The sequence below is a fragment of the Mesorhizobium sp. WSM4816 genome (assembly GCF_055811535.1).
Genome location: NZ_JBVVQR010000003.1, coordinates 151112 through 170911, shown reverse-complemented (window position 1 = coordinate 170911; position 19800 = coordinate 151112). Strand labels below are relative to the sequence as shown.

Annotated in this window: 22 protein-coding genes; 16 read left to right on the top strand and 6 right to left on the bottom strand. The window is 62.8% G+C overall.

Annotation, left to right across the window (positions count from 1 at the left end; translation table 11 throughout):
* Nucleotides 1-28 precede the first annotated feature (28 nt).
* Together AC0L3H_RS05065 and hslV are read right to left on the bottom strand one after the other, a co-directional pair.
* Nucleotides 29-559, bottom strand: coding sequence for a GNAT family N-acetyltransferase (locus AC0L3H_RS05065; RefSeq protein WP_473584856.1), 531 nt, complete (start codon nucleotides 557-559; stop codon nucleotides 29-31).
* A 73-nt stretch (nucleotides 560-632) separates the two neighbouring features.
* On the bottom strand, nucleotides 633-1184 hold the full coding sequence (hslV, locus tag AC0L3H_RS05060; RefSeq protein ID WP_473584706.1) for an ATP-dependent protease subunit HslV: 552 nt from the start codon (nucleotides 1182-1184) through the stop codon (nucleotides 633-635).
* Between the two features lie 238 nt (nucleotides 1185-1422).
* Between hslV and hisB the strand changes: the two genes are divergently transcribed.
* From hisB to coaA, 9 genes are all read left to right on the top strand, one after another.
* Entirely contained in the window at nucleotides 1423-2022 is a 600-nt protein-coding gene (gene hisB / locus AC0L3H_RS05055; RefSeq protein ID WP_091592962.1) for an imidazoleglycerol-phosphate dehydratase HisB, read from the top strand.
* 3 nt (nucleotides 2023-2025) lie between these two features.
* Nucleotides 2026-2502: a DUF2628 domain-containing protein gene (locus AC0L3H_RS05050; RefSeq protein ID WP_473492738.1), complete on the top strand. Its 477-nt coding sequence runs from the start codon at nucleotides 2026-2028 to the stop codon at nucleotides 2500-2502.
* Between the two features lies 1 nt (nucleotide 2503).
* Nucleotides 2504-3154 (top strand): imidazole glycerol phosphate synthase subunit HisH, encoded by a 651-nt coding sequence (gene hisH, locus AC0L3H_RS05045; RefSeq protein ID WP_473492737.1) that lies wholly within the window; start codon nucleotides 2504-2506, stop codon nucleotides 3152-3154.
* A 3-nt stretch (nucleotides 3155-3157) separates the two neighbouring features.
* Complete coding sequence (locus AC0L3H_RS05040) at nucleotides 3158-3448, top strand: DUF1330 domain-containing protein (RefSeq protein ID WP_473584705.1); 291 nt, start codon at nucleotides 3158-3160, stop codon at nucleotides 3446-3448.
* 3 nt (nucleotides 3449-3451) lie between these two features.
* Nucleotides 3452-4201 carry a 1-(5-phosphoribosyl)-5-[(5-phosphoribosylamino)methylideneamino]imidazole-4-carboxamide isomerase gene (hisA, locus tag AC0L3H_RS05035; protein ID WP_236377981.1) on the top strand — a complete coding sequence of 250 codons (750 nt, stop codon included), beginning with the start codon at nucleotides 3452-3454 and terminating at the stop codon, nucleotides 4199-4201.
* A complete protein-coding gene (locus AC0L3H_RS05030; RefSeq protein ID WP_473492736.1) occupies nucleotides 4198-5034 on the top strand; it encodes an arginase family protein in 837 nt (278 codons plus the stop codon). Before hisA ends, AC0L3H_RS05030 begins: the two co-directional genes overlap by 4 nt.
* Nucleotides 5031-5825, top strand: a complete 795-nt coding sequence (gene hisF / locus AC0L3H_RS05025; RefSeq protein ID WP_473584855.1) for an imidazole glycerol phosphate synthase subunit HisF — start codon at nucleotides 5031-5033, stop codon at nucleotides 5823-5825. The genes AC0L3H_RS05030 and hisF overlap by 4 nt, the downstream gene beginning before the upstream one ends.
* 91 nt (nucleotides 5826-5916) lie before the next feature.
* Complete coding sequence (locus AC0L3H_RS05020) at nucleotides 5917-6243, top strand: phosphoribosyl-ATP diphosphatase (RefSeq protein ID WP_023796915.1); 327 nt, start codon at nucleotides 5917-5919, stop codon at nucleotides 6241-6243.
* Between the two features lie 24 nt (nucleotides 6244-6267).
* Nucleotides 6268-7227 carry a type I pantothenate kinase gene (coaA, locus tag AC0L3H_RS05015; protein ID WP_287051301.1) on the top strand — a complete coding sequence of 320 codons (960 nt, stop codon included), beginning with the start codon at nucleotides 6268-6270 and terminating at the stop codon, nucleotides 7225-7227.
* Nucleotides 7228-7457: 230 nt separating this feature from the next.
* Here coaA and AC0L3H_RS05010 read toward each other — a convergent pair whose 3' ends face one another.
* The 4 genes from AC0L3H_RS05010 to AC0L3H_RS04995 form a co-directional block, all read right to left on the bottom strand.
* Nucleotides 7458-8075, bottom strand: coding sequence for an alpha-ketoglutarate-dependent dioxygenase AlkB (locus AC0L3H_RS05010; protein ID WP_473584704.1), 618 nt, complete (start codon nucleotides 8073-8075; stop codon nucleotides 7458-7460).
* Nucleotides 8076-8187: 112 nt separating this feature from the next.
* Nucleotides 8188-8667 (bottom strand): peptidoglycan-binding protein LysM, encoded by a 480-nt coding sequence (lysM, locus tag AC0L3H_RS05005; RefSeq protein WP_287253950.1) that lies wholly within the window; start codon nucleotides 8665-8667, stop codon nucleotides 8188-8190.
* A gap of 180 nt (nucleotides 8668-8847) precedes the next feature.
* A complete protein-coding gene (gene arfB / locus AC0L3H_RS05000) occupies nucleotides 8848-9285 on the bottom strand; it encodes an alternative ribosome rescue aminoacyl-tRNA hydrolase ArfB (protein ID WP_023796911.1) in 438 nt (145 codons plus the stop codon).
* A 92-nt stretch (nucleotides 9286-9377) separates the two neighbouring features.
* On the bottom strand, nucleotides 9378-10988 hold the full coding sequence (locus tag AC0L3H_RS04995) for a phosphoenolpyruvate carboxykinase (RefSeq protein ID WP_473584703.1): 1611 nt from the start codon (nucleotides 10986-10988) through the stop codon (nucleotides 9378-9380).
* A gap of 343 nt (nucleotides 10989-11331) precedes the next feature.
* On the opposite strand from AC0L3H_RS04995, the gene AC0L3H_RS04990 reads away from it, so the two are divergent.
* From AC0L3H_RS04990 to AC0L3H_RS04960, 7 genes are all read left to right on the top strand, one after another.
* Nucleotides 11332-12033 carry a response regulator transcription factor gene (locus AC0L3H_RS04990; protein ID WP_023796909.1) on the top strand — a complete coding sequence of 234 codons (702 nt, stop codon included), beginning with the start codon at nucleotides 11332-11334 and terminating at the stop codon, nucleotides 12031-12033.
* Between the two features lie 141 nt (nucleotides 12034-12174).
* Entirely contained in the window at nucleotides 12175-13956 is a 1782-nt protein-coding gene (locus AC0L3H_RS04985; RefSeq protein ID WP_023796908.1) for a sensor histidine kinase, read from the top strand.
* A gap of 158 nt (nucleotides 13957-14114) precedes the next feature.
* The gene (locus AC0L3H_RS04980) at nucleotides 14115-14576 is read left to right on the top strand and encodes an HPr kinase/phosphorylase (RefSeq protein WP_473584702.1); all 462 of its coding nucleotides are present in this window, start codon (nucleotides 14115-14117) and stop codon (nucleotides 14574-14576) included.
* A 162-nt stretch (nucleotides 14577-14738) separates the two neighbouring features.
* The gene (locus AC0L3H_RS04975; RefSeq protein ID WP_027152037.1) at nucleotides 14739-15140 is read left to right on the top strand and encodes a PTS sugar transporter subunit IIA; all 402 of its coding nucleotides are present in this window, start codon (nucleotides 14739-14741) and stop codon (nucleotides 15138-15140) included.
* Nucleotides 15137-15433, top strand: a complete 297-nt coding sequence (locus tag AC0L3H_RS04970) for an HPr family phosphocarrier protein (protein ID WP_023796904.1) — start codon at nucleotides 15137-15139, stop codon at nucleotides 15431-15433. The genes AC0L3H_RS04975 and AC0L3H_RS04970 overlap by 4 nt, the downstream gene beginning before the upstream one ends.
* Before the next feature lie 191 nt (nucleotides 15434-15624).
* Entirely contained in the window at nucleotides 15625-17025 is a 1401-nt protein-coding gene (gene ahcY, locus AC0L3H_RS04965; protein WP_128168861.1) for an adenosylhomocysteinase, read from the top strand.
* A gap of 187 nt (nucleotides 17026-17212) precedes the next feature.
* Nucleotides 17213-19792, top strand: a complete 2580-nt coding sequence (locus AC0L3H_RS04960) for a sensor histidine kinase (RefSeq protein WP_473584701.1) — start codon at nucleotides 17213-17215, stop codon at nucleotides 19790-19792.
* Nucleotides 19793-19800: the final 8 nt, after the last annotated feature.

Below are 19800 nucleotides of genomic sequence, written 5' to 3'. Positions count from 1 at the left end.
CCTCTTCGGCGCCTTATTCGGCGTCACCCTATTCGATATTGCCCTCTTGGGCGTCGCCCTCTTCGGCGTCAATTGCCATCAGCACGGCGTCGCCATATTCCGATTGCCTGCGATCGATAGCTCTGAACCCGGCCTTTTGATAGGCACGGATCGCTCGTCCGTTGGATGGATCCGGGTCAATGATGACACGCGGTGCCCCTTCCTCGAACAGCTGTTCCACGAACTGCCGGATAATTGCCGAGCCGTGGCCGCGTCCGACAAGCTCGGGCCTGCCGATCGACAGATCGATGCCGAGCGTGCCGAAAGGCTGGTCGCTGTAGGGGTGGCCGTCCTCCAGATGCGGATCGTAGCTCTGCATGTAGCCGATCGGCTCGCCGTCGAGCTCGATGATCAGCGGCTCGACGGAAATGCTGTCGATATGCTCGCGGATCTGGGCGATCTCCGTCTCGGGATCGTCCCACCACTCCGCGACATGCGGCTCGGCCAGCCATGCCGCGATCATCGGCAGGTCGGCCTCGGTCACCGGTCGAAAATCATATCTATTTTCTTGTTTGGCCATGATCTCATGCGAACCGAAGGTCAGCGAAGCAAAAACCGATTTCCACTTTTCGGGATCATGGCCAGCGGCCGGCTCAGGCGGCATCGAGGATTTCGATGACAAAATTGTTGTTGGTGTAGACGCAAATGTCGGATGCGATCTGCATCGCTTTGCGGGCGATTTCTTCGGCATCCTTGTCGGTGTCCATCAGCGCGCGCGCCGCGGCCAGCGCATAATTGCCGCCAGAGCCGATCGCCATGACGCCATGTTCGGGTTCGAGCACGTCGCCGGTGCCGGTCAGCGCCAGCGAGACCGACTTGTCGGCAACCAGCATCATCGCTTCCAGCCGGCGCAGATAGCGGTCGGTGCGCCAGTCCTTGGCGAGTTCGACGCAGGCCCGCGTCAATTGCTCCGGATACTGTTCGAGCTTGGCCTCCAGCCGCTCCAGAAGCGTGAAGGCGTCAGCGGTGGCGCCGGCGAAACCGGCAATGACATTGCCGCTTTTGCCGATTCGGCGCACCTTCTTGGCGTTGCTTTTCATGATCGTCTGGCCAAGGCTGACTTGGCCATCACCGGCGATCACCACCTTGCCGCCCCTGCGCACGGTCAGGATCGTCGTGGCGTGCATGGTCAGTTCGTTCGACATCTCTGCTCCGATCAGCACCGGTCCCGACAAGGCGATTGGCGCATTACGAGTGACTTGATCGACCCTATGTATGCATAGGTCCGACGATTGCCAACCGGTCATCGGCCAGGCTCGATACTGCTTGGCACGGCAACTGGCAATCACCGGATCATGCTGCTAGAAGGCTCTCGTTTTCAAGCATGTGGACGCTTTCAAGCATGTGGACGCTTGAACGCCTGAACTCTGGACAAGGATGAGCATGCCGCCCCGTTCCGCCAACGCAAGCCGCAAGACCAGGGAAACCGACATCTCCGTATCGGTCCAGGTCGACGGCTCGGGAAAATCCGATATCTCGACGGGCGTCGGCTTCTTCGACCACATGCTGGACCAGCTGTCGCGCCATTCGCTGATCGACATGACGGTCAAGGCCAAGGGCGACCTCCACATAGACGACCACCACACGGTCGAGGACACTGGCATCGCGCTCGGTCAGGCGCTGGCCAAGGCACTGGGCGAGCGGCGCGGCATCATGCGCTATGCCTCGATCGATCTCGCCATGGACGAGACGCTGACGCGCGCGGCGATCGACGTTTCCGGCCGTCCTTTCCTTGTCTGGAACGTTGTGTTCTCGTCGCCGAAGATCGGCACGTTCGACACCGAACTGGTGCGCGAATTCTTCCAGGCCCTGGCGCAAAATGCCGGCATCACGCTGCATGTCACCAACCATTACGGCGCCAACAATCACCACATCGCCGAGACCTGCTTCAAGGCGGTGGCGCGTGCGCTGCGTTTCGCGCTTGAAAGCGACCCGCGCCAGCCTGACGCGGTTCCTTCCACCAAGGGATCTCTGAAGGGATAGGCCATGGCCGTCTATGTCGTGATGGAACCGCCGGGCCGCGGCGAAAAGCCTGACACAACGGCCTTTGTCCGTGATGGGTTTTCCTGGCTTGGCTTCCTCGTGCCGCCGCTGTGGCTGCTCTGGCACCGGTTGTGGATCGAGGCAGCACTGGCGTTTGTCGCTATGGCTCTGCTTTCGATGCTTGCCGAAGGGCTGAGCCTTGGGCTGGCCGGCCCGCTGCTGTCGCTGCTGGTATCGCTTTATGTCGGGCTGGAAGGGCAGGCCTTGCGGATCGCCGCACTGCGCCGTCGTGGCTGGCACGAATGGGGCGTCGTCGAGGCCGACAGGCTCGACGATGCCGATACGCGCTATGTGCTGGAAGCCGAAGCGCGTGCGGATGAGCCAGCGCCGGTGCCGCGCATCGTTCCGGACGCTGCCCATGCCCGGCCGGCACACACAGGCTTGGTGCTCGGACTGACGCACACGCCGGGAAGACCCTGACATGCGGGTCGCGATCATCGATTATGGCTCGGGCAATTTGCGCTCGGCCACCAAGGCCTTCGAGCGCGCCGCGCACGAGGCCGGCATCGCCGCCGCCATCGACCTGACCGCCGACGCCGAGCGTGTCAGAACCGCCGACCGCATCGTCCTGCCCGGCGTCGGCGCCTATGCCGATTGCGCGGCCGGGCTGCGCGCCGTGGCCGGCATGTGGGAAGCGGTCGAGGAGGTCGCGATCGTCAAGCGGCGGCCGTTCCTCGGCATCTGCGTCGGCATGCAGCTGATGTCGGAGCGGGGCCTGGAAAAGACTGTCACAAAAGGCTTTGGCTGGATCGCCGGCGATGTCAAGGAGATCACCCCGGCCGATCCTGCGCTAAAAATCCCGCAGATCGGCTGGAACACGATCGAGCTCACGCGCAAGCATCCGCTGTTTTCCGGCATTCCGACAGGCAGCAAGGGGCTGCACGCCTATTTCGTTCATTCCTACCATCTCGACGCGCAGAAGCCGGACGAGGTGCTGGCGATTGCCGACTATGGTGGTCCGGTTACAGCTGCTGTTACCAGCGACAATCTCGCCGGCACGCAGTTTCATCCCGAAAAGAGCCAGGCGCTTGGCCTGGCGCTGATCACCAATTTCCTGCGCTGGAGGCCCTAAGAAATGAGCAAGGAAGGCTACTGGATGGCGATGGTCGATGTCCGCGATCCCGAGGGCTACAAGCAGTATATCGAGGCGAACGCGGCGGCTTTTGCGAAATATGGCGCGAAGTTTCCTGTGCGGGCGGGGCGTTATGCGAACCCGGAAGGGCCGACAGGCAACCGCCACGTCCTGGTCGAGTTCGAGTCCTACGACAAGGCGATAGAATGCTACGAATCGCCTGAATACCGGGAGGCATTGAAGTACAGGCTTGCCGCCTCGACCGGTCACTTCGTCATTGTTGAAGGCGCCTGAACGGTGATCCTGTTCCCGGCCATCGACCTCAAGGACGGCAAGTGCGTGCGCCTGAAGCACGGCGATATGGCGACCGCGACGATTTACAATGACGACCCGGCCGCGCAGGCCAGGGCTTTCGAGCAACAAGGCTTTGAATGGCTGCATGTCGTCGACCTCAACGGCGCCTTCAAGGGCCAGAGCGTCAACGGCGCGGCGGTCGGCGCCATTCTCAAGGCAACGAAAAACCCGGTGCAGCTCGGCGGCGGCATCCGCACCCTGGCGCAGGTCGAGGACTGGCTCGATCGCGGCCTGGCCCGCATCATTCTCGGCACGGTGGCGGTGCGCGATCCGGATCTGGTCAGGCAGGCCTGCAAGGCATTCCCGGGCAAGATCGCCGTCGGCATCGACGCCAAGGGCGGCAAGGTGGCGGTCGAGGGCTGGGCCGAGGCCTCTAGTCTCGGCGTCATCGAACTGGCGAAGAAGTTCGAGGGCGCCGGCGTTGCCGCCATCATCTACACCGACATCGACCGCGACGGTGTGCTGACCGGCATCAACTGGGACGCCACCATCGATCTTGCCGACGCCGTGTCCATCCCGGTCATCGCCTCCGGCGGGCTGGCCTCGATCGCCGACATCGTGCGCATGACGATGCCCGATGCGCAAAAGCTCGAAGGCGCCATCTCAGGGCGTGCACTTTATGACGGACGTATCGACCCGGCCGAGGCATTGGCGATCCTGGCGGCCGGACCGGAGAAGGCGAGGGCGCGATGAAACTCTCGATCATCCTCGCACCCTATGACAGCGGCCTTTACCACGCCGGCTTTGGCCAAGGCCCCGACGCCATCATTGCCGGCGGCCTTGTCGATGAACTTGCCTTGCGCGGCCATGATGTCATCGTCGAGGACATCGGCGAGGTCGGCGATGCCCAGAGACGCGAAATCGCGACAGGTTTCGCGGTCTGTCGGGCAGTCGCCACCAAGGTCGACATGGCGCGCGACGATGAGCGTTTTCCCATCGTGCTCGCCGGAAATTGCCTGACCGCCGCCGGTGCGGTGGCTGGCGACGCCGCTGATTCGATCATCTGGATCGATCAGCATGGCGATCTCAACACGCCCGAGACGTCGGCCTACGGCTTTCTCGACGGCATGGCGCTGGCGACGACGCTGGGGCTCTGCTGGCGGCCGATGACGTCAGCGATTCCCGGCTTCCAGGCGATCGACCCGTCGCGCTGCATGCTGGTCGACGCGCGCGACCTCGATCCAGATGAAAGGCGGCTTCTCGAGACGTTGCCGATCATTCGCGCCCAGTGGACCGATGCACTCGACAATGTGGGAAAGCTCAAGGCGGCCGGCGCGGCCCAAGTGCATTTGCATCTTGATCTGGATGTTCACGATCCGGATGTGCTGCAAGTGAACCGCTATGCGCTGCCGGGAGGTCCAAATCCGGAGCAGCTGCGGCAACTGGTTTGCGGGCTGGCCAAGTCGATCCCGATCGTCGGCATCACCCTGTCCGCCTATGATCCTGCCTTTGACGCCAAAGGCGAGGTTCCGCCTGTCGTTGGGCAATTGCTTGGCGATTTTCTTGCCGCGCATGCGAGGATCTGATGCTGAAAGCCCGCGTCATCCCATGTCTCGACGTCAAGAACGGCCGCGTCGTCAAAGGCGTCAATTTCGTCGACCTGATCGATGCCGGCGATCCGGTCGAAGCGGCCATGGCCTATGATGCCGCCGGCGCCGACGAGCTCTGCTTCCTCGACATCACCGCCTCGTCCGAAAATCGCGAGACCATCTTCGACATCGTCGCCCGCACCGCCGAGCAATGCTTCATGCCGCTGACCGTCGGCGGCGGCGTGCGCCAGGTCGCCGACATAAGAAAGCTGCTTTTGGCCGGCGCCGACAAAGTGTCGATCAACACGGCGGCAGTGAGGAATCCCGATTTCATCGCCGAGGCGGCCGACAAGTTCGGCAACCAGTGCATCGTCGTCGCCATCGATGCCAAGATGGTGTCAGGCGAAGGCGAGGCCGACCGCTGGGAGATTTTCACGCATGGCGGCCGCGAGAAGACCGGCATCGACGCGGTCGAATTCGCTCAGCAGATGGTCGATCGCGGCGCCGGCGAGATCCTGCTGACGTCGATGGACCGCGACGGCACCAAGGCCGGCTACGACATCGCGCTCACCCGCGCGGTCGCCGACGCCGTGCGTGCGCCGGTCATCGCCTCCGGCGGCGTCGGCACGCTCGATCACCTGGTCGAGGGCATTCGCGACGGCCATGCCGGCGCGGTGCTGGCGGCATCGATTTTCCATTTCGGCACGTACAGCATTGCTGAAGCCAAGTCGCACATGGCCCGAGCCGGCCTGCCGATGCGACTGGACTCGTCAGGGGATCGGCTCTAAAGCATGATCCCGAACCGAAGGTCCGCGCCAGCCAAAAAGGGGGAACCGGTTTCGGAAAAGATCATGCTTAAACAAGCAGATAGATGGCGCCATGGCTGAGTTTTCGCTCTCCGATCTGGAGACAATCATCAGGGAACGCGCGCATTCCGGCGATCCGGATTCGTGGACGGCAAAGCTGTTCGCGCGCGGCATCGACAAGGCGGCGCAGAAGCTCGGCGAAGAGGCGGTCGAAACGGTGATCGCGGCCGTTGGCGGTGACAGACAAGCCCTCGTTTCGGAAAGCGCCGATCTCATCTATCATTGGCTCGTCGTTCTGGGCGTCGCCGGCGTTCCGCTTGCCGATGTCCTGACCGAACTCGAGCGCCGCACCGGTCGTTCGGGCATCGCCGAAAAGGCGTCTCGGCAGGACCGGGGCTGATCGCTGCGGAGGGCAGGAAACTCGATGGACCAGCTCGCCCCCACCGAGAAATATTCGCCCTTCCGTTTTTTCTCGGCGGAAGAATGGTCGCAGTTCCGCGCCGACACGCCGATGACGCTCGGCGAGGACGAGATCCGTCGCCTGCGTTCGCTCAACGACCCGGTCGACCTCGAAGAGGTCAAGCGCATCTATCTTTCGCTATCTCGGCTGTTGTCGGCCCATGTCGAGGCCAGCCAGCTGCTGTTCAGGCAGCGCCAGGCCTTCTTCAACGCGGTGGATGTCGTCAAGACGCCCTTCATCATCGGCATTGCCGGCTCCGTCGCGGTCGGCAAATCGACCACGGCGCGCGTCCTCAAGGAATTGCTGGCGCGCTGGCCGTCGAGCCCCAAGGTCGATCTGATCACCACCGACGGCTTCCTGCTTCCCAATGAAATCCTGCGCCGCAACAATTTGATGGAGCGCAAGGGCTTTCCCGACAGCTACGATGTCGGCGCCCTGCTGCGTTTCCTGTCGGGCATCAAATCGGGGCAGCGCAATGTCCGCGCGCCAGTCTATTCGCACCTGACCTACGACGTCGTTCCCGGCGAGTTCCAGACCATCGACCGGCCGGACATATTGATCTTCGAAGGCATCAACGTCCTGCAGCCGGGCAAGCTGCCAAAGGACGGCAAGATCGTGCCTTTCCTGTCGGATTTCTTCGACTTCGCCATCTATATCGATGCCGAAGAGGAGCTGATCCATCAATGGTACATCGCCCGCTTCATGCGGCTGCGCGAGACCGCCTTCCGCGATCCGGACTCCTTCTTCCACCGCTATTCGCAACTTTCGCAAGCAGCGGCCCGCGCCATCGCCGAAGGCCTGTGGGCCAACATCAACCTGAAGAATCTGCGCGAGAACATTCTGCCGACGCGAGCCCGCGCCGATCTCATCCTGCGCAAGGGCGCCAATCATCTGGTCGAGGAAGTGGCGCTCAGGAAGCTGTAACGAAGCGGTTAACGGCGCTTTGATGCATGTCGCGCAAAAGTGTGCAGCGGTTTTGCGATAACGACATGCATAAAACAATAACCTGAAGCGCGTCGCATGAGGCCAGTCAAACGCGACGCGCTTTAGGCAGTGCCCGCTATCGTTCGATTGCAAATTCCAGAGCATTTGTCGGGAGCAGCCGGTGATCAATATGCCTGCATTGCGCCGGCCACCGCTCCTGCGCGACAGCATTAGCCAGGATAGGTCACCCGCCGCAGCGTCAGATTGATCCGCCCGCCGTTCCTGAGCAGTGCCGAGGTCGATGGATAGATACGGTCGACGCCGTGGAAACACAGGCGGCCTTCGCCGCCAAGCACGACGACGTCGCCGCTTTTCAGCCTGAACGATTTGGTGCCGCCTTCGCGCGTGCTCTGGCCGACCCTGAACAGGCAATCGTCGCCCAGTGAAACGGAGACGACCGGCGCGGAGAAATCGATCTCGTCGCGGTCCTGATGAAGGCCCATCTTCGCGTCGGGCGAATAGAAATTGACCAGGCAGGCCTCCGGCGGATGGGGATAGGCAGACACCTCGCGCCACAGCTCCAGCAGCACGTCCGGGATCGGCGGCCAGGGCGTTCCGGTTACCGGGTGCGTCGGCTGGTAGCGATAGCCGTGCTGCTTGTCGGTGACCCAGCCGAGCGAACCGCAATTGGTCATGCGCACGCTCATCTCCTTGCCGGTGCGCGGCATCGCCGGCACGAACAGCGGCGCTTCCTGCACGACCTGCCTCACATCCTCGACGAGCGCTTCCTGCACCGCACGGGACAGACAGAGGGGCATGTGGCGGACGCCTTTGGGCAGAACGAGCATGGTCGTTTGATCCGTTGGTCTGCAAACGACCAGAATGCCACCATCACACGAAAACGGCGACCCGAAAGCCGCCGCCATTGTCGATTGCTGTTGCAGATCTGGCTCGATCTGGTCAGGCCTGGTCGAGATCCGGGATGCGCAGGACCTGCCCCGGATAGATCTTGTCCGGGTCGGTCAGCATCGGCTTGTTGGCCTCGAAAATGACCGTGTTCTTCGCGCCCTTGCCCTTGCCATAGCTCTTTTCGGCGATCTTCCAGAGATTGTCGCCTTTCTTGACCGTGTAGAAGGTCGGTTGCTTGGCCGGGGCTGCGGGCGTGCCAGCCTCGGGCGCGGCGACCTGCAATTCATCCGCCTGCACCTTGGACACACCGAGCGTGTTGCCGACGGCGATGATGGCTTTTTCGAAGATCGACTGGTCCTTGACTACGCCTTTCAGCACAGCCGTATCGCCCTTGACGTCGACTTCCACATTGTCGGTGCCGAGCGCGTGCGAATCGAGTTCCTTCTTCAGCGTATCGGCGGTCGGCTCCGGCTCATCGTCGCCGAAGCCGAGCTTCTTGCCGACGTCCTTGACGAAATCAAACATGCCCATCTGCGGTCTCCTTGCTGTGACGAATGCCGAACTTGCCACCTGCAACCTCGAATTGGAAGCGGTCTCGACCGCGATCGATGTCGTGCCCGCCGCATCGGCCCAAAATTCGGAATCGATTTTTGGAAAAGCACCATGCGTGACTGCCCGAGCGCGCACCCTTTGCGTCCGGGTCGACGCGTGTCAATCGTCGTCCACGCGACCGCGCAGCTTCTTGATCGTGCCGCGCCCAGCCTTGGTCTTCAGCCGCCTTTCGACCGCGCCTTTCGACGGCCTCGTCTTCTTGCGCGGCGGCGGCGGCGGTTCGGCGGCCTTGGCGACCAGTTCGGCAAGCCGCGCCCGGGCGTCCGCCCGGTTCTGCTCTTGCGTGCGGAAGCGTCCGGCCTCGATGACGATGACGCCGTCCTTGGTGGCGCGCTGGCCGGCCAGCCTTATGGTTCGCTCGCGGACGCGCTCCGACAGGCCAGGCGCATTCGCCGCATCGAAGCGCAATTGCACCGCCGTCGCCACCTTGTTGACGTTCTGGCCGCCGGGGCCGGACGAGCGGATGAAGTCCTCGTGCAGGTCATCCGGATGGATCACCGCATCGTCGGCAATGATGATCTTGTCGTCGGCGTTCATGCCGGAGTCATGGCGCGGCGAACGAAAAAAGAAAAGGCCCCCCGGGTCGGGGCTTCCCGATCCCGATCCCGGCTCTGCTAGCCGGCTGGCGACTATTCCGCGGCTTCGCGCATGCGCGGCGCGGCGCCGAGCACGATGGCGTCGACATGCGGTTCGAATTTTTCGAAATTGACGGCGAACATGCCGACCAGCCTTGCCGCCTGCAGGTCATAGGCTGAGGTATCGGCCCATGTCGATCTTGGGTCGAGAATGGCACGGTCGACGCCCGCGACCGCCACCGGCACCTCGAAACCAAAATTGGCGTCGGTCCGGTAATCGGCCCCTTTCAGCGAGCCGTCGAGCGCTGCGGCGAGCAGCGCCCGCGTTGCCTTGATCGGCATCCGCTTGCCGGTGCCGTAGGCGCCGCCGGTCCAGCCGGTGTTGACCAGCCAGCAATCGACGCTGTGATGGGCGATCAGCTCGCGCAGCAGATTGCCGTATTCCGACGGATGGCGCGGCATGAACGGTGCGCCGAAACAGGTCGAAAACGTCGCTTCGGGTTCGGTGACGCCCTTTTCGGTCCCTGCCACCTTGGCGGTGTAGCCGGAGAGGAAATGATACATCGCCTGCGCCGGGGTCAGCCGGGCGATCGGCGGCATCACGCCGAATGCGTCGGCGGTCAGCATGATGATGTTTTTCGGGTGACCGGCGCGGCCCGTCTTGCTGGCGTTGGGGATGAAGTGGAGCGGGTAGGCGCAGCGCGTGTTTTCAGTGAGATTGCCGTCGTTGAAATCCGGCACGCGGCCGGCGTCGAGCACCACATTCTCCAGCACCGTGCCGAAGCGCTGGGTGGTGGCGAAGATCTCCGGCTCGGCTTCGGCCGAGAGCTTTATCGTCTTGGCATAGCAGCCGCCTTCGAAGTTGAAGATGCCATGCGGACCCCAGCCGTGCTCGTCGTCGCCGACCAGCGTGCGCGACGGATCGGCCGACAGCGTCGTCTTGCCGGTTCCCGAGAGGCCGAAGAAGATGGCCGCGTCTCCGCCGGCGCCTTCATTGGCCGAGCAGTGCATCGGCATCACGCCCTTCGCCGGCAACTGATAGTTGAGCACCGTGAACACCGATTTTTTCATTTCGCCGGCATAGGAGGTGCCGCCGATCAGCACGATCATGCGCGTCAGATCGACGGCGATCACCGTTCCGGTTCGGGTGCCGTGGCGGACGGGATCGGCGCGAAACGACGGCAGGTCGATGATCGTCAACTCGGGCACGAACTGCTCGAGCTCGGCGGCTTGCGGGCGAATGAGCAGATTGCGGATGAACAAGGAGTGCCAGGCAAGCTCCGTGACGACCCGGGTCGTCAGCTTCAAGTCCTCATCAGCGCCGCCGACCAGGTCCTGCACATAAAGATCCTTGTCCGCCGCGTGGGCGCGAAAATCGGCGAGCAGCGTGTCGAACTGGGCCGGCGAAATCGACTTGTTGTTGTCCCACCAGACATGCGGCCCGGTGGTCTCGTCGCGGACGACGAATTTGTCCTTGGGCGAGCGGCCGGTGTGCTGCCCGGTCTCGGCGACCAGCGCGCCATGCGCGGTAAGCCGGGCCTCGCCGCGGCGGATCGCCTCCTCGTAAAGGACGGCCTCGCCGAAATTATAGCGCACCGCGCCGGTGGTTTTCAGGCCGATCCGGTCGATCGCCCATGCGGGATTGCGTTTGCCGGCTTCCGACATGAGGGTTCCTTCTTCGATTGCAGCATCCTGGCCGGCGAACTTCCGGAGCCCCCAACGATGGAGACTGTAACGGTCAGAACCAGAAAAGCCAAATGATATCAAATATTTAATCGATTTAAATAATTTGAAAGTTGTTTAAATCGTTTATATGTGCGAAAAATCAGGCGGGTGCCCAAAGGATTGGCGGTCTGTATCGGTCCAATCCATGTTGAGGTGAGATTGTGGCCGCCGGCATGCCGCTCGTGACAGCGGACGAAGCCTGTGCCACATTTTGTACCTAATTTGTCCTGCAAAAGCCCCTTCTCGACCAAAGAAGGGACAGCTCATGAGGGAGCCACTTGAAATGGCAACAATCGCGCTTGTCGACGACGACCGCAACATTCTGACTTCGGTGTCGATCGCCCTCGAATCGGAGGGGTATCGCGTCGAAACCTATACGGATGGGGCGTCGGCGCTGGAAGGCCTGGCGGCGCGCCCGCCGAATCTCGCCATTCTCGACATCAAGATGCCGCGCATGGACGGCATGGAACTTCTGCGCCGGATGCGCCAGAAATCCGACCTGCCGGTGATCTTCCTGACGTCCAAGGACGACGAGATCGATGAGCTTTTCGGCCTCAAGATGGGCGCCGACGACTTTATCCGCAAACCCTTCTCGCAGCGTCTTCTGGTCGAGCGGGTTCGCGCCGTGCTGCGCCGTGCCAGCGCCCGCGAGGCGTCGGCCAAGACGCCCAACCAGCAGGCCCGTTCGCTTGAGCGCGGCCAGCTTGTCATGGACCAGGAGCGCCACACCTGCACCTGGAAAGGCGAGCCGGTGACGCTTACCGTCACCGAATTCCTGATCCTGCATTCTCTGGCCCAACGCCCCGGTGTGGTAAAAAGCCGTGATGCGCTGATGGATTCGGCCTATGATGAGCAGGTCTATGTCGATGACCGCACCATCGACAGCCACATCAAGCGCCTTCGCAAGAAGTTCAAGGCCGTCGATGATGACTTCGAGATGATCGAAACCCTTTACGGAGTCGGATATCGGTTTCGCGAAGCGTAAATAGGCAATAGGCAGTAGGGAATAGTCGGTAGTAAGTTTTGAATGGTGCGAACGGCCACTCAGCATCGCCGCGACCTCGGCCAACCATTTCTCTATTCCCTACTGCCTACTCACTAATTACTAAGCGGGGGCTGCTATTCGATGGCAGTGGACGTAGAGCGAGTGAGACGGACGGGCGCCCGGCGCCCGTCGCGGATTCTGCCCGCATTCCTGTCGAGGATCACGGTGCCGATGCGCCGCTTCCTCGGCCACCATATCTTTTCCAGCCTGACGCGGCGCATTCTCTTCCTCAACCTCGCCGGCCTGGCCGTCCTGGTCACCGGCATTCTCTACCTCAACACGTTTCGCGACGGGCTCATCGATGCCCGCGTCGAGAGCCTGATGACCCAGGGCGAGATCATCGCCGGCGCGATCGCCGCATCGGCGACGGTCGAGACCGATTCGATCAGCATCGATCCGGAAAAGCTGCTTGAACTGCAGGCCGGTGAAAGCCTGGGCCCCGGCTCCGATCAGCTCGACAATCTGGACTTTCCGATCAATCCTGAGCGCGTCGCGCCGGTGCTCAGGCGCTTGATTTCGCCGACGCGGACGCGCGCCCGGATCTATGACCGCGACGCCAATCTGCTGCTCGATTCGCGCCACCTCTATTCGCGCGGCCAGATCCTTCGCTACGATCTGCCGCCGACCGACAAGGAAGAGCCCGATCTTCTCGAGCGAATCCAGAAATTCGTCTTCGACTTTTTCCGCAACACCGCGCTGCCGGTCTACCATGAGCAGCCGGGCGGCAACGGCGCTGCATTTCCGGAGGTGGTCAAGGCGCTTACCGGCAGCCCGTCGACCATCGTGCGGATCTCTGAACAGGGCGAGCAGATTGTTTCGGTCGCCGTGCCGATCCAGCGCTTCCGCGCCGTCCTCGGCGTGCTGATGCTGTCGACGGAAGGCGGCGACATCGACAAGATCGTCGCGGCCGAGCGCAAGGCGATCCTGCGCGTCTTCGGCATCGCCGCCCTTGTCACCGCCATCCTGTCGATGCTGCTTGCCTCGACCATCGCCAACCCGCTGCGCCGGCTGTCGGCGGCGGCGGTCAGGGTGCGGCGCGGCGTCAAGAATCGCGAGGAAATCCCGGACTTCTCCGATCGGCAGGACGAGATCGGCAATCTGTCGATCGCCGTGCGCGACATGACCAATGCGCTCTACGCCCGCATCGAGGCGATCGAAAGTTTCGCGGCCGACGTCTCGCACGAATTGAAGAACCCGCTGACCTCGCTGCGCAGCGCGGTAGAGACCCTGCCTCTGGCCAAGAACGAGGCGTCGCGCGCCCGGCTGATGGAGATCATCCAGCACGACGTCAGGCGGCTGGACCGTCTCATCACCGACATTTCCGATGCCTCCCGTCTTGACGCCGAGCTCGCGCGCGAAGACGCAGGAACCGTGGATCTCAAGAAATTCATCACCGATCTGGTCGACGTTTCGCGCACGGCCACGCGCAACAAGAAGACGGTCGACATCGAGTTCAAGGTCGCCAAACTGCCGCAGGGCGTCAAAGGCTATTTCGTCGCCGGCCATGATCTGAGGATCGGCCAGGTCATCACCAACCTGATCGAGAATGCCCGCTCCTTCGTTCCTGAGGAGCGCGGCCACATCGCCATATCGCTGGCGCGCGCCGGCAAGGTCAACATCATCACCGTCGACGACAATGGTCCCGGTATAAGGGCCGACAACATCGACCGCATCTTCGAGCGCTTCTACACCGACCGGCCGGCCGGCGAGGCGTTCGGCCAGAACTCGGGTCTTGGCCTGTCGATCAGCAGGCAGATCGTCGAAGCCCATGGCGGCACGCTGACCGCCGAGAACATCCCGGGCACCAAACCCGGCGAGATCAAGGGCGCGCGTTTCGTCGTGACACTGCCGGCGGAAGGCTGACGCATGATCCCGAAAAGTGGGAACCGGTTTTCGGACAAGATCATGCGTGAACCAAAAAGCATGATCCCGAAAAGTGGGAACCGGTTTTCGGACAAGATCATGCGTGAACCAAAAAGCATGATCCCGAAAAGTGGCGACCGGTTTCCGGACAGGAACTCATGCGTGAGCCGACTGTGAAGGCTGAGAACATTCACGGCACGGCGATCCTGATCGGCGAGCGTGGTGTCCTCATCACGGGACCGTCCGGATCGGGCAAGACGACGCTGGCGTTCGCCCTCATCGATCATTGCCGTCAACGTGGATTGTTTTCGCGGCTGATCGGTGACGACAGGCTCCTCGCGGCCGATCACGCGGGGCGGCTGGTCTGCCGGGTGCCCGCTCCCATCGCCGGCCTCGCCGAGGTCCCCGGATTCGGCCCGCGGCCATTGTCGTTCGAGCCCGGCGGCGTCATCGACCTTTGCATCCGGCTGGTCCCGGCAAGCGAAATGGACCGCTTCCAGGAAGATGCCAGCGAGTTCATCGCGGGCTGTCCGGTGCCGCGTATTGATCTTGCCGAACGCAATGTTCCGGCGGCCCTGCCGGCCGTGATGGCGCGGCTGCCAATTGCGCCTTTCGTATGATGCGATTTCGAATTGTTGCTGCAATGCGTCAAAATGGCCTGCGCCTGTGCAATTTTGGGCTTGTCAACGCGCCTCGCGTCGACAAGATAGCGCTCCCGCCGCCTGAAAAGGCCGGCGAGCATGAAACGCCTGTGAAGCGGCGATGACGGGAGCCACCAAAGAATGATCGGACTCGTGCTTGTAACGCACGGTCAACTGGCCGCCGAATTCCGCCATGCCGTGGAACATGTCGTCGGGCCACAAGACAGTTTCGAGACCGTCGCGATCGGCGCCGATGACGATATGGAGCAGCGCCGCAGCGACATCATCGATGCCGTTGCCCGTGTCGACACGGGAGCGGGCGTCATCGTCTTGACAGACATGTTCGGCGGCACGCCGTCCAATCTTGCAATTTCGGTGATGGAATCCGGTCGCACCGAGGTCATTGCCGGCATGAACCTGCCGATGCTGATCAAGCTGTCCAGCATTCGCAAGGGCGACAATATGAGCGCAGCGCTGGACGAGGCGCAGGCGGCCGGCCGCAAATACATCAATGTCGCCAGCCAGCTTCTGAGCAGCAAATGAGCGCGCTGTCGGCCAACAAGGGTGACATCGTCCGGGAATTTCCAATCGTCAACCAGCGTGGCCTGCATGCCCGCGCCTCAGCAAAATTCGTTCAGGTTGCCAGCGGCTTCGACGCCTCCGTCCAGGTCGAGAAGGACGGCGTCACGGTTGGTGGCACCTCGATCATGGGCCTAATGATGCTGGCGGCAAGCCCCGGCTATTCGATCCGCGTCACCGCCAGCGGCCCGGAGGCCGAGCAGGTGATCGACGCGCTGGAGCAACTGGTCGCCTCCCGCTTCGGCGAAGAGTCCTGACGCCTGGAGCGCGTCGCGGCTGAACCCGATTTCGCGCCGGCGCGCATCTGAGGACATGCACGGATAAAGATTTCTTTATATCCCATTGTCGTCCGACCGACGATCTGCTAGTCAGGCCGGCAACTCGCGCCCTTCGACACGCCTTCCGGCGCGGGCGCATCCCGAAGACAATTCTTGATCGGAGCACTGCCATGACGGGTAGCAATGACTATGTGGTCGCCGACATCTCGCTTGCCGGCTGGGGCCGCAAGGAGATCGAGATCGCCGAAACCGAAATGCCGGGCCTGATGGCCTGCCGCGAAGAATTTGGCAAGGCGCAGCCGCTCAAGGGCGCGCGCATCACCGGCTCGCTGCACATGACCATCCAGACGGCGGTGCTGATCGAAACGCTGAAGGCGCTCGGCGCCGAGATCCGCTGGGCCTCCTGCAACATCTTTTCGACCCAGGACCATGCGGCCGCGGCCATCGCCGAGGCCGGCATTCCGGTCTTCGCGGTCAAGGGCGAGTCGCTCGAGGACTACTGGGTCTACACCGACAAGATATTCCAGTGGGCCGATGGCGGCACCTCCAACATGATCCTCGACGATGGCGGCGATGCCACCATGTACATCCTGATCGGCGCGCGCGCCGAAGCCGGCGAGGATGTGCTCTCCAATCCAGGCAGCGAGGAGGAAGAAATCCTGTTTGCCCAGATCAAGAAGCGGATGGCGGCATCGCCCGGCTTCTTCGCCAAGCAGAAGGAGGCGATCCGCGGCGTCACCGAAGAGACGACGACCGGCGTCAACCGGCTCTATCAGTTGCAGAAGAAGGGCCTGCTGCCGTTCCCGGCGATCAACGTCAACGACAGCGTGACCAAGTCGAAATTCGACAATAAATATGGCTGCAAGGAATCGCTGGTCGACGGCATTCGCCGCGGCACCGACACGATGATGGCCGGCAAGGTTGCGGTCGTCTGCGGCTATGGCGACGTCGGCAAGGGCTCTTCGGCGTCGCTCAAGGGCGCCGGCGCCCGCGTCAAGGTCACCGAGGTCGATCCGATCTGCGCATTGCAGGCGGCAATGGACGGCTTCGAAGTCGTCACCCTCGAAGATGCCGCCCCGACCGCCGACATCATCATCACCACCACCGGCAACAAGGATGTCGTCACCATCGACCATATGCGGGCGATGAAGGACATGGTGATCGTCGGCAATATCGGCCACTTCGACAACGAGATCCAGGTGGCGTCGCTGCGCAATCTGAAGTGGACCAACATCAAGCCGCAGGTCGACATGATCACCTTCCCGGACGGCAAGCGGATGATCCTTTTGTCGGAAGGCCGCCTGCTCAATCTCGGCAACGCCACCGGCCACCCGAGCTTCGTCATGTCGGCGTCGTTCACCAACCAGGTGCTGGCCCAGATCGAGCTGTACAGCAAGCCCGGCCAGTATCAGAACCAGGTCTATGTCCTGCCGAAGCATCTCGATGAAAAGGTCGCGCGCCTGCATCTCGACAAGCTCGGCGCCCGGCTTACCGAACTGTCCGGCGAACAGGCCGCCTATATCGGCGTGACCCCGCAGGGACCGTTCAAGCCGGAACACTACCGCTATTAACCACAGCGGAAAGTACCACTAGATATTGAGGCCGGGCGATTGACTTTCGCCCGGCTTTATTTTTGCGCTGATTGATTCTTCACGCCGATTCGCGCAAGCGCTATGGTGCTGATTCGCGGGCCCGGGGACGAGGGCCGAGGCCCGCATCAGGGCGGTCTTGCATTCAGGCGGCGAAGAGGACCAGGACATGCCGGGGGATTACCCGCCTTGCGCGGGACAGGCCGTTTCCGGCGGCCACAACGATATGGCGACCACGGGTTCCGCTACCAGAGGCGGAAGCCTCTTATGGCGCGCTGGCGCCCGCGTCGGAAAATTGCTTGCTTCTTCCGCGCTCGCCGGCCCGCTGCTTGGCCTTTCGGCGCATGCTGGACCGGCTGCTGCATCCCACGCGGCTGCGCCCAAAGCCGGGCTGTCGGTCAGCACGGTCGAGGTCATGCAACTCGCCATGTTTGTCGGCGTCATGGGCGCGGCACTTGTCTCCGCCATTTTCCTGATCCGCGAACGGGCGCGCACCTCGGCCCAGAATGGCGAACTCAGAGCCCGCCTGGCCGACGTCAACGCTGCGCTGCAGCGCTCCGAGGCGCTGCTCAACCTGCGCGACCAGCGTGTCATCGTATGGGCATCGGAAAACAAAAAGCCCGAGCTCGTCGGGACATTGCCGGTTGAAAGCGGGGCTCCGGAAGACCGTGCCGCCTTCCTCGCCTTTGGCCGTTGGCTGATGCCGCGCTCGGCGGCGGCGCTCGAGAATGCCGTGGCGGGACTGCGGGAAAAGGCGAAGCCGTTCGATCTCGTCATCGAATCGCAGGCCGGGGCGCCGCTCGAAGTGCACGGCCGCAAGAGCGCAGCACACGTGCTCGTCCGCTTCGTCTCGCTTTCTGAAACGGAGCGAAGCGAGGCCAGGCTAAGAATCGAGAACCAGCGCCTTGCCGCCGACTATGACACCATGCTCGGTCTTTTCAACGCACTCAGCATGCCAGCCTGGCTGCGCTCGGCGGACGGGCGGCTGAAATGGGTCAACCGCGCCTATGCCAGGGCGGTCGAGGCGGAAAACGCCGAAGCTGCGGTTCGCGACGCGAAGGAGTTCCTGGGCGGCCAAGCGCGCGATGCGATCGCTGCGCAGCATAAGTCGCATCGCGTCTTCGAGCAGGCGCTTTCCACCGTGATCGAAGGCGACCGCCGCATGTTCGCCGTGACCGACTTCGCCGGCGCGGACGGCTCGGCGGGTCTCGCCTGCGACACCAGCGCCATCGAAACGATCCGTAGCGAATATGAGCGGACCGTGCGCAGCCATGCCGACACGCTCGACCAGCTCAACACCGCCGTGGCGATTTTCGATACCGACGAAAAACTGCGGTTTTTCAACCAGGCATTTCAGAAACTATGGGGTCTCGACAGCGGCTTCCTGCACAGCGCTCCGGACAACGCCTTGTTGCTCGACCGGCTGCGCAGCGAAGGCAAGATCGCCGAGCAGCCCGAATGGCGGCGCTGGAAGGAAAGCCTGCTTGGCGCCTATCGCGCGGTCGAGTCGCAGGAACATTGGTGGCATTTGCCGGACGGCAAGACCATCCGCGTCGTCGCCAATCCGCAGCCCAAAGGTGGCGTCACCTGGGTGTTCGAGAACCTGACCGAGAAGATGGACCTTGAAAGCCGCTACCAGACCGCGGTGCGGGTCCAGGGCGAGACGCTCGACAATCTTGCCGAAGGCGTGGCCGTGTTCGGCCCCGACGGCAGGCTCAGATTGTCGAACCCGGCATTCGCAGCACTTTGGGGGCTCGACGCCGATGCCGCCAAGCCCAACGTTCACGTCTCCACGATCCGCGATCTGTGCGACCGGCGCGCCGCCGACAGCCCCTGGCGCGGGTTCGTTGCCGCCGTCACCGGTTTCGACGACGAGCGCCGCGACCGCCACGGCCAGACCGAGCTGAACAACGGCACCGTGCTGCGCTACGCGATGATCCCGCTGCCCAACGGGCAGGTGATGATGACCTTCGTCGACGTCACCGACAGCGTCAATGTCGAGCGGGCGCTAAAGGACAAGAATGAGGCACTGGAAAAATCCGACCAGCTCAAGAACGAGTTTGTGCAGCACGTCTCCTACGAGCTGCGCTCGCCGCTGACCAACATCATCGGCTTCACCGAGCTGCTTTCGCAGCCCTCGACCGGGCCGTTGAACCAGAAGCAGAGCGAATATGTCGAGCATGTCAGCTCGTCTTCCTCGGTCCTGCTCACCATCGTCAACGACATCCTCGACCTGGCGACCGTGGATGCCGGCATCATGGAACTCGATATCTCCGAAGTTCACGTCGACCGGACCATCGCTGCCGCTGCCGAGCTTGTTGCCGACCGGCTGGAGGAGCATGCGATCAGGCTCAAGATCGATGCGGCCACTGCGCCAAAGACGTTCCACGGCGACGAAATCCGCATCCGCCAGATCCTCTACAACCTGCTGAGCAATGCCGCGAACTACGCACCGGAGGCGAGCACCATCACGCTCGCCTGCCGCTCGCTTGCCGAAGGCGTGGAATTCTCCGTTCACGACGATGGTCCCGGCATGCCGCCGGACCTGCTAGATTCGGTGTTCCGCCGTTTCGAACCGCGCACCAATGGCGGCCGCCGGCGCGGCCCCGGCCTCGGCCTGTCGATCGTCAAGAGCTTTGTCGAGCTGCATGGCGGCAGTGTCCGCATCGAAACCGGCAAGGACATCGGCACCACCGTCATTTGTGCCTTTCCCGACACGCCGTCCGGCATCCGCGCGGCGGCCGAGTAGCGCGCTCG

What these genes read in the sequence shown, in the direction of transcription:
- AC0L3H_RS05065 (WP_473584856.1), bottom strand. Translation starts at nt 559, where the DNA reads ATGGCCAAACAAGAAAATAGATATGATTTTCGACCGGTGACCGAGGCC.
- hslV (WP_473584706.1), bottom strand. Translation starts at nt 1,184, where the DNA reads ATGTCGAACGAACTGACCATGCACGCCACGACGATCCTGACCGTGCGC.
- hisB (WP_091592962.1), top strand. Translation starts at nt 1,423, where the DNA reads ATGCCGCCCCGTTCCGCCAACGCAAGCCGCAAGACCAGGGAAACCGAC.
- AC0L3H_RS05050 (WP_473492738.1), top strand. Translation starts at nt 2,026, where the DNA reads ATGGCCGTCTATGTCGTGATGGAACCGCCGGGCCGCGGCGAAAAGCCT.
- hisH (WP_473492737.1), top strand. Translation starts at nt 2,504, where the DNA reads ATGCGGGTCGCGATCATCGATTATGGCTCGGGCAATTTGCGCTCGGCC.
- AC0L3H_RS05040 (WP_473584705.1), top strand. Translation starts at nt 3,158, where the DNA reads ATGAGCAAGGAAGGCTACTGGATGGCGATGGTCGATGTCCGCGATCCC.
- AC0L3H_RS05030 (WP_473492736.1), top strand. Translation starts at nt 4,198, where the DNA reads ATGAAACTCTCGATCATCCTCGCACCCTATGACAGCGGCCTTTACCAC.
- AC0L3H_RS05020 (WP_023796915.1), top strand. Translation starts at nt 5,917, where the DNA reads ATGGCTGAGTTTTCGCTCTCCGATCTGGAGACAATCATCAGGGAACGC.
- coaA (WP_287051301.1), top strand. Translation starts at nt 6,268, where the DNA reads ATGGACCAGCTCGCCCCCACCGAGAAATATTCGCCCTTCCGTTTTTTC.
- AC0L3H_RS05010 (WP_473584704.1), bottom strand. Translation starts at nt 8,075, where the DNA reads ATGCTCGTTCTGCCCAAAGGCGTCCGCCACATGCCCCTCTGTCTGTCC.
- lysM (WP_287253950.1), bottom strand. Translation starts at nt 8,667, where the DNA reads ATGGGCATGTTTGATTTCGTCAAGGACGTCGGCAAGAAGCTCGGCTTC.
- arfB (WP_023796911.1), bottom strand. Translation starts at nt 9,285, where the DNA reads ATGAACGCCGACGACAAGATCATCATTGCCGACGATGCGGTGATCCAT.
- AC0L3H_RS04995 (WP_473584703.1), bottom strand. Translation starts at nt 10,988, where the DNA reads ATGTCGGAAGCCGGCAAACGCAATCCCGCATGGGCGATCGACCGGATC.
- AC0L3H_RS04990 (WP_023796909.1), top strand. Translation starts at nt 11,332, where the DNA reads ATGGCAACAATCGCGCTTGTCGACGACGACCGCAACATTCTGACTTCG.
- AC0L3H_RS04985 (WP_023796908.1), top strand. Translation starts at nt 12,175, where the DNA reads ATGGCAGTGGACGTAGAGCGAGTGAGACGGACGGGCGCCCGGCGCCCG.
- AC0L3H_RS04980 (WP_473584702.1), top strand. Translation starts at nt 14,115, where the DNA reads ATGCGTGAGCCGACTGTGAAGGCTGAGAACATTCACGGCACGGCGATC.
- AC0L3H_RS04975 (WP_027152037.1), top strand. Translation starts at nt 14,739, where the DNA reads ATGATCGGACTCGTGCTTGTAACGCACGGTCAACTGGCCGCCGAATTC.
- AC0L3H_RS04970 (WP_023796904.1), top strand. Translation starts at nt 15,137, where the DNA reads ATGAGCGCGCTGTCGGCCAACAAGGGTGACATCGTCCGGGAATTTCCA.
- ahcY (WP_128168861.1), top strand. Translation starts at nt 15,625, where the DNA reads ATGACGGGTAGCAATGACTATGTGGTCGCCGACATCTCGCTTGCCGGC.
- AC0L3H_RS04960 (WP_473584701.1), top strand. Translation starts at nt 17,213, where the DNA reads ATGCCGGGGGATTACCCGCCTTGCGCGGGACAGGCCGTTTCCGGCGGC.